This is a genomic window from Streptomyces sp. NPDC042371 (assembly GCF_056437465.1).
The window spans coordinates 328,043-341,032 of record NZ_JBWKAP010000006.1 but is presented as its reverse complement, the minus strand read 5'-3'; the positions used below and the strand labels follow the sequence as shown (position 1 = coordinate 341,032).

3 protein-coding genes are annotated in these 12,990 nt (G+C 73.8%); 1 reads left to right on the top strand and 2 read right to left on the bottom strand.

The features are described 5' to 3' along the window. Positions 1–42 precede the first annotated feature (42 nt). Entirely contained in the window at positions 43–1,566 is a 1,524-nt protein-coding gene (locus AC068B_RS20595; protein WP_478673066.1) for a catalase, read from the top strand. Positions 1,567–1,579: 13 nt separating this feature from the next. Here the strand turns inward: AC068B_RS20595 and AC068B_RS20590 are convergent, their stop codons facing one another. Then, positions 1,580–3,001 (bottom strand): MDR family MFS transporter, encoded by a 1,422-nt coding sequence (locus tag AC068B_RS20590; RefSeq protein WP_478673064.1) that lies wholly within the window; start codon positions 2,999–3,001, stop codon positions 1,580–1,582. Then, on the bottom strand, positions 2,998–12,990 hold the full coding sequence (locus AC068B_RS20585; RefSeq protein ID WP_478673063.1) for an amino acid adenylation domain-containing protein: 9,993 nt from the start codon (positions 12,988–12,990) through the stop codon (positions 2,998–3,000). Before AC068B_RS20585 ends, AC068B_RS20590 begins: the two co-directional genes overlap by 4 nt.

The following is a 12,990-nucleotide window of genomic DNA, read 5'->3' as shown; positions in this document are numbered from 1 at the left end:
CCTCAAACCGGAACGCCACCTACTGAAGGGCACACGCAGCTCATGAACGACGTCACAGGCAAGGCGACCACCACCGACGCCGGCGTTCCGGTCGAGAGCGACGAACACTCGCTCACCGTTGGCGCCGGTGGCCCGATCCTCCTCCAGGACTCCTATCTGATCGAGCAGATGGCGCAGTTCAACCGGGAGCGGATCCCCGAGCGGCAGCCGCACGCCAAGGGCAGCGGCGCCTTCGGCCACTTCGAGGTCACCGCGGACGTCAGCGCCTACACGAAGGCGGCCCTCTTCCAGCCCGGCACCCGCACCGATCTGGTCGCCCGGTTCTCGACCGTGGCCGGTGAGCGCGGGAGCCCGGACACCTGGCGCGACCCGCGCGGCTTCGCGGTGAAGTTCTACACCAGCGAGGGCAACTACGACATGGTCGGGAACAACACCCCGGTCTTCTTCGTGAAGGACCCGATGAAGTTCCAGCACTTCATCCGGTCGCAGAAGCGCCGCGCGGACAACAACCTGCGCGACCACGACATGCAGTGGGACTTCTGGACCCTCTCGCCCGAGTCCGCCCACCAGGTCACCTGGCTGATGGGTGACCGCGGCATCCCGCGCAGCTGGCGCCACATGAACGGCTACACCTCGCACACCTACATGTGGATCAACGCGCAGGGCGAGCGGTTCTGGGTGAAGTACCACTTCAAGACCGACCAGGGCGTCGAGTGCTTCACCCAGGACGAGGGCGACCAGATGGCCGCGGCGGACACGGATTACCACACCCGTGACCTCTTCGAGCACATCCGGGACGGCGAGTACCCCAGCTGGACCCTGCACGTGCAGGTCATGCCGTACGACGACGCGGCGACCTACCGCTTCAACCCCTTCGACCTGACCAAGGTGTGGCCGCACGGCGACTACCCGCTGATCGAGGTCGGCAAGATGACCCTGGACCGCAACCCCACGGACAACCACGCCGAGATCGAGCAGGCCGCGTTCCAGCCCAACAACCTGGTCCCGGGCATCGGACCGAGCCCCGACCGGATGCTGCTGGGCAGGCTGTTCTCCTACGCCGACGCGCACCGCCACCGGATCGGCGGCAACTACCAGCAGCTGCCGGTCAACGCCCCCGTCGCGCCCCTGCGCACGTACTCCAAGGACGGGGCCATGGCCTTCCGCAAGACGGAGGACCCGGTCTACGCACCGAACTCCAAGGGCGGCCCCGCCGCCGACACGGACCGCTACGGCTCCCCGCCCAGCTGGTACGCCGACGGCGACATCACCCGTGCCGCCTACGTCGACCACGCGGAGGACGACGACTGGGGCCAGGCGGGCACCATGGTGCGCGAGGTCCTGAACGACGCCCAGCGCGACCGTCTCGTGGACAACGTCGTCGGGCACCTGCTCAACGGCGTGACGGAACCCGTGCTCGTCAGGGCCTTCGCGTACTGGTCCAACATCGACAAGTCGATCGGCGAGCGCATCGAGCAGGGCGTGCGCGCCAAGGCGGGCGAGAAGGACCCGAAGGCCGCGAAGCAGGCCAACCCGGCGCGCAGCAGCATGCAGGACAAGGCCTGACCGCTGCCCCTGTTCACCTTCTGACCTGGGTCCTCGGCAGCCTCGTCGCCCCCGCGGCCGCGAGCAGACAGAAGCCGAGGACCCACCAGAAGGTGTCGGCGAACGCCGAGGAGATGTCCGTGCCCCGGGCCGAGAGCCGGTTCTCCAGGACGACCGCGAGGGCGGCCGTGCCGACCGAACCGCCCACGGTGTTGAGCAGGTTGAGCGCCCCCGACGCGCGCGGGAGGTGTTCGGGCTCGATGCGGCTGTAGACGATGTTCATCACGGGCGCGCCGATCATCGCCATCCCGATGCCGCGGACCGCGAGCGCCGCGATGATCACCGCGTCCGGAGGTTCGTGGCCCAGCTGGGTGAACGGGACCGTGCCCGCGAGGATCAGCACGATGCCCGCGACCACCAGCGTCCGTGGCGCGATCTTGTCGATGGTGCGGTTGACCAGCACCGATCCGGCCGCCGCGCCGAGGCCCTGGGGGGCGAGCAGCAGCCCGGCCTCCCAGGCCGAGAGGCCGCGGCCGGTCTGGAAGTACAGCGGCAGCAGGAACGTCGTGCCGAAGACCGACGCGCCGAGGACGAGCAGCGCGAGGGCCGCGGCCCCGAAGGGCGGCCGGGTGAACAGCCTCGGGTCGACCAGCGGGGTGCCGCGGGTGCGCAGCCCGTGCACGGTGAACCCCACCAGCATCGCGAGGCCCGCCGTCACGCCGAGCGCCGCGGGGAGGGTGCGGCCGTGGGCGACCTCGGTCAGCCCGTACACCAGCACGGCGAGACCGGGCGAGAGCAGCACGGCTCCCCGCAGGTCGAATGCCGTGCGCCGGGCCGCGGGCGGCACCGCGGGCACGTAGCGGCGGGCGAGCAGGGCCGCGACCGCGCCGATCGGCAGGTTGACCAGGAACAGCCACGGCCAGGACGCCACGCTGAGGATGGTGCCGCCGAGCAGCGGCCCGAACACCGGCGAAAGCAGCGGGACCACGGCGACGACGCTGATCACCCGGCCGGTGCGGTTGCGTCCCGCGATGCGGGCGAGCAGCGCCTGCCCGGTCGCGGGCAGCAGCCCGCCGCCGAGCCCCTGGACCACCCGGAACACGATCAGGCTGGTCGCCGACCAGGCCAGCGCGCACAGGATCGAGCCGAGCAGGAACACACCCACGGCGGCGAGCCAGGTGCGCCGCCCGCCGAAGCGGTCGGCCAGCCAGCCGGACGCGGGGACGGCCGCGACGACGGCCAGCAGATAGGCGGTGCTGACCCACTGGATGTCGGCGACGGACGCGTCGAACTCACCGGCGAGGCGGTCGATGCCGACGCTGACGATCGTGGCGTCCAGCGTGGCCATGAAGGTGCCGAGGACCAGGATGAACGCGATGCGCAGCAGGTTTCCGTCCACCCGGTCCTCGGGTGGCGCGGCCGTCTCGGTCGTCGGTTCTTCGGGAGCGCGTGTCATCGGCCCTCCAGGAGATCGCGGACGTCGTGGTCGAGGTGCGCGTCCAGGGTGCGGAGCAGGTCGAGCAGTTCCTCGGCGAGACCGTCGGCGCGCACTCCGGCGCGGTGCGCGAGCACGCCGGTCCAGCCGTCGCCGTCCGGCATGACCGTCAGGGTCACCGGGTGGTGCGTGGACTCGCGGAAGCGGGTGCCGACGACCGTGAGCCCGGGGGCCGGTTCGCGCAGGCGGTCCGGGTCGACCGGGTAGTTCTCGAAGACCACCAGGCTGTCGAAGAGCCAGCGCCGCCCGGTCGCCCTTTCCAGGTCGGAGAGGGCGATGTGGTGGTGCTCGACCAGCGCCCGCTGCCCGGCCTGCAGAGCGGCGAGCGTGTCGGCGAGCGTGCCCGCGAGCCGTGCGCGCACCGGAACCGTGTTGGCGAGGAGGCCGACGATCTCCTCGACGCCTTCCAGCTCCGGTGGGCGGCAGGCGACCATGGCGCCGAAGCAGACGTCCGCGCGGCCGGAGCGCCGCGCGAGCAGCACCGACCACGCACCCTGCACCAGCGTGTTGCGGGTCAGGCCGCGGCGCGCGGCGAGGCGGGTGAGTCCGGCCACCAGCTCCGCGTCGAAGGTGATGAGGGTGGGTTCCTGCCAGGCCGGGCCGGGTTCGCCGCCGCTCAGGTAGTCGCCCTCGGGCAGGCCGTCCAGTTCGGTGGCCCAGAGGTCGAGGTCCGGTTCGTGGTCGGCGCGCCAGCGCAGGTAGTCGCCGAACGGGACGGGGGCGGGCAGGTCGGGGGCGACGCCGCGGGTGCGGGCCGTGTAGAGGTCGAACAGTTCGGTGAGGATGCGCGGTGCCGACCAGCCGTCGGAGAGCACGTGGTGGCTGGTCATGACCAGGTGACACCGCTCCGCGCCATCACGGATCACGGTCAGGCGCAGGAGCGGCCCTTCCGCGAGGTCGAACGGCTCGGCCAGGTCGGCCGCGAGGGCCTCGTCGGCCGGTCCCTCGACCACCCGGAACTCCGGCCGGGGCGACTTGGGGAGCACCGCCAGGTCGGCGGGGAACACGGCGCCGAGGTTGGGGTGCCTGGCCATCAGGTCGGCGCCCGCGGCGCGCAGGGCGTCGGTGTCCAGCGGTCCTTCGAGGGTGAACGTCGACTGCACGGTGTACGGGTCGGGCCGCTCGGTGCGCGAGTGCCGCAGCATCACTTCCTGCAGCGGGGTCAGCGGCTGGATCTCGGCGGTCGGCCTGCCGCTGTCGAGCGCGCTGATCTCCGGCGCGGCGGCGAGTTGCAGCAGTGCGGTGCGCAGGCACTCGGCCAGCTCCGCCGCCTCTGCTGCGGTGAACAGGGCGGCGGGCCAGGTGATCCGCACGCCGAGCGCGTCGTCGCGTACCAGGGCGTTGACCATCAGGCTGTGCGGCAGGGGCAGGGTGTCGGTGCCGCCCGAGCCGAGCGGGTCGGCGTCCGGGGACGGCTGCCACGGCGTCTCGTCGGTGGGGGCGCCGGGGAACTGGCCGAGGTAGTTCCAGGCGATCTCCGGTGTCACGGGGTCGAGGAGACCGGCCGAGGTGAGGATGCCGTGTCCGAGGCCGTCGCCCTGGGCGCGCAGCCGCTCCCTGACCGCCTGTACGTCGTCGCCCGCGTCGAGTCGCACGGGGTGCACGGCGGTGCACCAGCCGACGGTCTGGGAGAGGTCCACGTGCTGCGGGCGGCCGTGGCTCTCCAGCGCGACCAGCACCGCCTGGGCCCCGCGCCAGGCCTGTACGGCCCGGGCGAGCGCCGTGAGCAGCACGGCGTCCGGGGTGCTGCGGTAGGCGGCGGGCAGGGTGGTGATGAGGGCGCGGGTCGTGTCGGGGTCGAGGTGGATCTCGTGGTGCCGCGCGGTGGCCACGGTGTCCCTTGTGGGGTCGAGCGGTGCGGCGAGTGCCGGGGTGGGGGTGATCGTCCGCTGCCAGTGCGGGAGTTCGGCCCGCCGGTCGGCCTCGCGCAGCGACTGCGCCCAGCCGAGGAAGGACTGGCCGTGGCGGGCGAGGTCGCCGCCGGAGTGGGCGTGTTCCACGTCGTCAAGGAGGACGCGCCAGGAGACGCCGTCGACAACCAGGTGGTGGGCGATCAGGACGAGCCTGCCCGGCCGTTCGGGCCCTGCGTCCACCCACACGGCGCGCAGCAGCGGGCCGGTGCGCGGGTCCATGGCGTCGCGGATCCCGGCGACGAGGGAGTCGATCAGGGGCCGCAGGTCGTCGTCCGTCGCGCGGACGACGGTCAGGATCTCGGCGCCGGTGACCGCGCCGACCGGCGGGATGCGCAGCACGTCGTCGCCCAGGCGGGCCCGCAGCACGTCGTGCCGGGCCAGGAGCGCGTCGAGCACGGCCTGCCAGGCCGCCGCGTCGCCGCCCGGCGGGACGCAGATCTCCACCCACTGGCAGAAGCCGTCGGCGGCGGTGCCCGCGCGGCGCAGCAGGTCGCGCATGATCGGGGTGAGCGGCGCGTCGCCGGTCGCGGGTGCCTCGTCACCGCCGAGGGCGCGGGCGCGGGCCGCGATGCCCGCGACCGTCGCTCCCTCGAACACGTCCCGTGCGGTGAGGCAGAGGCCCTGGCGCCGGGCCCGTGAGACGACCTGCAGCGACACGATGCTGTCTCCGCCGATGGCGAAGAAGTCGTCGTCGGGGCCGATGGCGTCGGTGCCGAGGACGTCCCGGAAGACGCCGAGGAGCACGGCTTCGGCCTCGGTGGCGGGTTCGCGCCGTGCGGCGGCCACGGTCTCGGGGGCGGGCAGCGCGGTGGGGTCGAGCTTGCCGCTGGGGCTCAGCGGCAGCCGGTCGATGGGCACGAGCGCGGTCGGCACCATGTGGTCGGGCAGCTCCCCGGCCAGGAACTCCCGTACGCGCGTGGTGTCCAGGTCGGCGTCGTCGCTCGGGATGACATAGGCGACGAGGCGTCCTTCGCGCACGATCACGGCGCAGGCGCGGACGTCGGGGTGGCCGGTCAGGGTGGACTCGATCTCGCCGAGCTCGACCCGGAAGCCGCGGACCTTGACCTGGTGGTCGACGCGACCCAGGAACACCAACTGGCCGTCGGACCGCCACCGCACCAGGTCGCCGGTACGGTACATGCGCTCGCCGGGCGGGCCGAACGGGTCGGCGACGAACCGCTCGGAGGTGAGGCCTGGGCGGCCCAGGTAGCCGCGGGCCAGGCTCGGTCCCCCGAGGTACAGCTCGCCGGTCACGCCGACGCCGGTCGGCTGGAGTCCGCCGTCGAGGACGTAGGCCCGGACGTTGGGGTCGGGCAGGCCGATCGGCAGCGGACCTTCGTCGTCCGGGTCGTAGTGCCAGGTCACGGAGTTGATGGTGACCTCGGTCGGACCGTAGGCGTTGAAGAGCGCCCGGCGGCCCCGGCCCCAGCGCCGCGCCAGTTCGGGGTCGAGGCGCTCGGCGCCGACGACGAAGAACACGTCGGGGTGGACGGTGCGGTCGTCGGGCATCGCGGCGAGGAACGACGGCAGCAGGTTCACGCCCGTCACCCGGTGCTCGACGATGTAGTCGAGCAGTTCGTCGCCGGGGACGCGCACCTCCTCGGGCGCGATCACGGAGGTGCCGCCGGACAGCAGCGGCACCATGGTCTGCCAGAACGCGACGTCGAAGCCGGTCGACGCGAAGTGCAGGTACCGGTCGTGCTCGGTGACGCCGACGACCTCCTCCTGCAGCGCGATCAGGTCGGGCACGCCGCGGTGGGTCACGCCGACGCCCTTGGGGCGGCCGGTGGTTCCCGAGGTGTAGATGACGTACGCGAGGGCGTCCTCGGTGAGCCGGGCGCGGGCCACGGTCGGGTCGGTGTCAGATGCGGCGGCGAGCGTGGCCGGGTCGTCGAGGCGCAGGACGGGGACGTCGCGGTCGACGGGCAGGTCGGCGCCGGTCGACACGACGGCGGCCGGAGCGATGTCGTCGAACATGTACGCGAGCCGCTCGCGCGGGTAGCTCGCGTCCATCGGCACGTACACCGCGCCCGCCTTGACCACGCCGAACAGCGCCACGGTCATCTCGATGTCACGTCCGAGCAGCACCGCGACCGGGTCCTGCGGCCGGACGCCGCGCGCGATCAGCGCGTGGGCGAGGCGGTTGGCCTCCCGGTCGAGATCGGCGTAACTGAGGCTGCGGTCGCGGCAGACCAGGGCCTCTGCGTCGGGCTTGCGGTCCACCCAGGCGGCGAACTCGTCGAGCCAGTGGCCGCGGGCCTTGGCGGGGACGATCCGGGTGCCGGTGCGCAGGATCCGCTCGCGCTCGTCGGGGTCGAGCGCGGGCAGCCCCAGTGCGGGGCGTGCCGGGTCGGCGACGATCTCCCTCAGGAGGTTGTGCAGCCAACGGCCGTAGTCGCGCACGGTGTTCTCGTCGAAGGCGCGCGGCTGGTAGCCGAGGCCGATGGTGATCTCTTCGTCGGGGATGACGATGACGGTCAGCGCGTAGTGCGTGGCGTCGGTGATGTCCACGCCGGTCAGGTCGAGCCCGGGGGCGAGCGGGGTGCGCTTCCTGCTGGACAGCGGGAAGTTCTCCATCACCAGCATGGTGTCGAAGAGTTCGCCGACGCCGACCGCCCGCTGGATCTCGGGCAGGCCGACGTGGTGGTGCTCGGCGAGCGCGACGCTTTCGGCGTGCACGTGGGCCATGAGGTCGCGTGCGGTCTGGTCCTGGGTGTGCCGCACGCGCACCGGGATGGTGGTGCCGAGCTGGCCGATCATCGACTCCACGCCGTCGACCTCGGCGGGCCGCCCGGACACGGGGCAGCCGAACACGACGTCGCGGCGCCCGGTGAGCTTGCCCAGGAGCAGGCCCCACGCGGTCTGGAGGACCGTGGTCAGGGTGACGCCCTGTTCGCGGGCGAATCCGCGGAGCCGGTCGCTGAACTCGCGGCCCAGCGTGACGGTTTCGCGTCCCGGCCGCTCGACGCCGGTCTCGGTGCTCGCGGGAGCGAGGCGCGTGGCGTCGTCGACTCCGGCGAGCGCGTCCCGCCAGGCGCCGACCGACACCTCGTGGTCGCGGTCCGCGAGCCACCGGAAGTACTCCGACAGCGGCGGGGCGACGGGCGCGGCGGGGCCGCCGCCCAGCTCGGCATAGAGCGCGAGGAGGGTGCGGCCGACCAGCGGCATCGACCAGCCGTCGAGCAGCGCGTGGTGGTTCGTGATCACCAGCTTGTGCTCGTCGGGCCCGACGCGGGACAGCAGGAAGCGGATCAGCGGTGGCCGGGCCGGGTCGAAGGGGCGCTCCAGATCGGCGCGGGCGGCCTCGGGGAACCGGTCGTCCTCCCGCCAGTCCAGGGATACGTCGGCGGGGATCACCTGCACCACGTCGTCGCCCGCCGTGCCGAGGTACACGCGCAACGCGGGGTGGCGGCGCAGCAGTTCGCGTGCGGCCTCGGCCATCCGCTCCGGGCGCACCTCGCCGACCAGCGTCGTCACGGCCTGCACGACGTAGACGTCGGCGTCCTGGTCGTCGCGGACCAGCGTGTGGAAGGAGAGGCCGACCTGCAGCGGCGTGGCGGGCAGCACGTCGGCGATGCGGCCGGTGCGTTCGAGTACGTCGATGGCGCTCTGGTCCAGGTCGACGAGCGGCAGGTCGGACGGGGTGAGCCCGCCGGGGGTGTGGAGCGCGTGCTCGGCCAGCGCGTCCAGCGCGGCGGCCCAGGCCTGCTGCAGCCCCGCGACCGCCTCGGCGCCGAGCACCTCGGACGCGGCCGTCCACTCGACGGCGAGCCGGGGCGCGCCCTCCTCGTGGACGAAGCAGTTGAGGGCGAGGACCTGTTCGAGCGCCTTGGCGCCGGGCTCGATCACGGAGAAGGCGTCACGCTCGGGCAGGCGCCAGCCGGTGCCGGGCAGCGAGGAGAAGCGGCCCAGGTAGTTCAGCAGGACGTCCGGGGGCGGGGCGGCGCCCAACTCGGGGCGTGTCTCCGGGTCGAGGTGGCGCAGGACGCCGTATCCGACACCGCCGTCGGGGACCCCGCGCCTGGCCTCCTTAGCCGCGCGCAGCACCGGTCCCACGCCGTCGGCCAGGGGAACGCGGACCGGGTACTCGCTGGTGAACCAGCCGACCGTACGGGACAGGTCGAGGTGTTCGCGGCCGTGGCCCTCCATCGTGACGGTCACCGCGTCGTCCACCGGACCCCAGGCGCGCAGGGTGAGCACCAGGGCGGCGAGCAGCACCTCGTCGACGCCCGCGCGGTAAGCCGCGGGCAGCGTGGTCAGCAGCGCATCGGTGACCTCGGGCGAGGCCACGGTGACGGACCGGCGGGCGGTGGAGACCGTGTCCCGTCGCTGGTCGAGGGGGCGGGCGCCGAGCCGGGACGCGGAGCCGAGCGCGGTGCGCCAGTGGTCGAGTTCGCCGCGGCGGGCGCCCGATGCGCCCTGTTCGGCGAGGAGCGTCGCGTGGCGGCGCCAGGACGCCCCGGCCGGTTCGAGGGCGGCGCCGGTGCAGGCGGCGTGCAGGTCGGGCAGGAGGATGCGCCAGGACACGCCGTCCATGGCGAGGTGGTGTACGACGACGACCAGCCGGTCCGAGGTGTCGTCGCCGGTACGGAGCAGGGCGGCGCGCACCAAGTCGCCGGAGCTCGGGTCGAGTTGTCCGGCGAGGCGCTCGGCGAGTGCGGTGACGTCCTCGCCGTGGGCCTCGTCGACCACGGCCCGTACCGCGCCGCGGGGCAGCACCTCCAGGCCGTCGTCCGCGCGCAGCCGCAGCGCGTCGTGGTGGTCGAGCACCGCCTGGACGCCCGCCACCAGGTCGCCGTGGGTGAGCTCTTCGACGTGCAGCGCGGTCCACTGGGCGTACCCGGCGACGACGTCCACGTCCGGGTGCGGGTCGAGGAGGCCGCGCACGATCGGCGGAGCGGGCACGGACCCGGTCGGCTCGTCCACCGGACCCGCGACGTCCGCCACGAGGGTGGCGGAGGCGGCGAGCGCGGCGAAGCTGCGGCGGGCGAGGAGGTCCCGCGGCCGCAGTTCGAGGCCCTTCGCCCGCAGACGGCTGCTGATGGTGATCGCGGTGATGCTGTCGCCGCCGAGGGAGAAGAAGTCGTCGTCGACACCGACCCGTTCGACCTCGAACACGTCGGCGAGGACCGCGCACAGCAGCCGCTCGTGCTCCGTGCGCGGCTCGCGGCCGCCGCCGGAGGAGGCGGGCGCGGGCAGGGCGGCGCGGTCGAGCTTGCCGTTGGTCGTGACGGGCAGCTCGTCGAGGACGACGACGGCCGCGGGCACCATGTGCTCGGGCAGCCGCGCGGCGAGCTGGGCGCGCACCTCCTCGCCGGTGACGGAGGTGGCCACGACGTAGCCGATGAGCCGGTTCGAGCGCACGGTGGCGGCGGCCGTGGTGACGCCGGGCACCGCGCCGAGCGCGGCCTCGACCTCGCCCGTCTCCACGCGGTGGCCACGGATCTTGACCTGTCCGTCGCCGCGGCCCAGGTACTCCAGGCCGCGGCCCGGCACCCAGCGGGCCAGGTCGCCGGTGCGGTACATGCGCGCGCCCGCCGGGCCGAAGGGGTCGGCGACGAACCGGTCCGCGGTCGCCCCCGGCCTGTCGAGGTAGCCGCGGGCCAGGTGCGGCCCCGCCAGGTACAGCTCGCCCGTCCTGCCGTGCGACACGGGCTGCAGCGCGCTGTCCAGGACGTAGCTGCGGGTGCCCGCGAGCGGGTGGCCGATCGTCGGGGCGCCGCCGTCGATCCGGGCGGTGGTGGCGTCCACGGTGGCCTCGGTCGGGCCGTACATGTTGCGTGCGGTGATGCCGGACGCGGCGACCCGCCGCCACAGCGCGGGCGGGGTGGCTTCGCCGCCGAGGACGAGGAGCGTCGGCCTGCGGTCGAGGAGGCCGCCGTCGACGAGCGGCGCCGCCATCGACGGCGTGGTGTCGACGATGTCGATGGCGTCGCGGGCGTACGCGTCGAGCAGGGCGTCGGCGTCGCGGGCCGTCTCATTGTCGTAGACGTGCAGTTGGTGCCCGCAGAGCAGCCAGATCAGGTGGTCGAACGCGGAGTCGAAGGCGAACGAGTAGGTGTGGGAGACGTGCAGCTGCCGTCCCGCGGCGCCCTCGGCCTCGGCGACGACCGTCGAGCGCTGGTGGTGCAGGAGCGCGGCCAGGCCGCCGGTCCTGCCGAGCACGCCCTTGGGGCGGCCGGTCGATCCGGAGGTGTGGATCACGTAGGCGAGGTGCTCGGGGTGGCGGGGCGCGGCCAGTTCGTCGGCGGTCAGGGGGGCGCCAGACAGCGCGGCGGCCTCGTCGAGCAGCGTGCTCCACGGCACTCCGTCGACCTCGTCGGCGGCGGTGAGCACCAGCGCGGGGCGGGTGTCGTCGAGCAGGCCGCGCAGCCGCTCGGGCGGGTGGGCGGTGTCCAGGGGCAGGAAGGCGGCGCCCGCGTCGAGCACGGCGAGGAGGGCGGCCACCGAGTCGGCGGAGCGGGGCAGCGCAAGCGCCACGACGTCGTCGGTGCCGATGCCGCGGGCCCGCAGGGCGCGGGCGACGCGGTGCACCCGTTCGGCCAGGTCGGCCGCGGAGAGCCGGTCGTCGCCGCACACCAGGGCCGTGTGCCCGGGGTCGGCGGCGACCATCGCGTCGAACGCGGTGGGTACGTCGACCGGCGCGCCGGGCAGGGCGGGCGGGCACCAGGACGCGAGGAGGCGCTCCGTGTACTCGGTGCTCCCGGCGAGCGGGATCCGTCCGACGGGCACTCCCCCGATCAGCCCGGCGAGCAGGGCGCGCAGGCCGGACAGCAGACCGTCCACGGACGCCTGGTCGTTGGACCTGGCGTCGACCTCGAAACCGAACAGCAGCCCGCCGTCGCGGGCCGGCAGGACGCTCAGGCCCATGTCCTCCGGCGGGCCGCCCGCGACGTTGCGCATCACGCCACTGGCGCCCGCGAAGTCGATCGCGAGGTCGAAGGCCTTGAGGTTGATGCCTCGGCCGTGCAGCAGCGCGCCCGCGCCGGGCACGCCGAGGTCGCGCGGCAGGTCCTCGCCGCGGTAGCGCTGGTGGTCGCGCATCTCCTTCATGGCGGTGGCGACCCGGCGGCTCAACTCGCCGAGCCCGTCGCCCGGTCGCACGCTGACCCGCAGCGGCAGCACGTTGACGGCCATGGCGGGGGTGCGCAGCTCGACCGAGCCCGCCCGGCACATGAGCGGCAGCGCGAAGACGACGTCGGTGCGGCCCAGCATGCGGTGCAGGAAGGCGGCGTAGCAGGCGATCAGCGCCTCGCCCCAGGTGACGCCCTCGGCGTCGGCGAACGCGCGGAGTGCGGCCGTCTCCTCGGGGGTGATGGCGGCGCGGGCGGTCAGCGTGCCGTCGGGTGCGCCTGCGGCGTCCGCCGCGTCGGGGAGCCGGCCGAGGTCGGGGAGCGGGGTGAACCGCTCGACCCAGTACGCCCGGTCGTCGGTGAAGCGGTCGCTCTCCCGGTAGGCCCGGTCGGCCGCGACGAGGGCGGCGAACCCGCCGAACGTCGACTTGCGCGGCTCGGTGCCGTTCACCAGGGCGGTGTAGCGGGCGGCGGTGCGGCGGGCGAGCATCGCCGCGGTGTAGCCGTCGAAGACCAGGTGGTGGCCGAGCTGGGTGTACCAGACCTCGCGGTCGGAGAGCCGGATGACGGTCCGTGCGTACAGCGGCCGGTCCACCATCCCCCGGCAGGCCGCGCCCGTCCGCGCCCGTTCGGCGTCGACGAGCGCGTGGGCGGCGGCCACGGGGTCGGGGTCACCGCTGACGTCGACCACCTCGGGTGCGGCGACCGGCTCCTGACCGACCTTCTGGCGCGGCCCTTCCGGGGTGTCGTACACGCGCAGCCGCAGCGTCTCGGCTTCCTCGGTGGTCGCCCGGACGGCCTCGACGAGCGCGTCGACGTCGACCGGTTCGCTGCCGGATATCTCCACCACGTCGCCGACCACGTAGTACGGCGAGCCCGGTTCGAGGCGCTGCGCGTTCCAGATGCCCAGCTGGGCGCTGGTCAGGTGGAGCAGGCCGTCCGAGGAGACGCTTGCGGTGCTCAA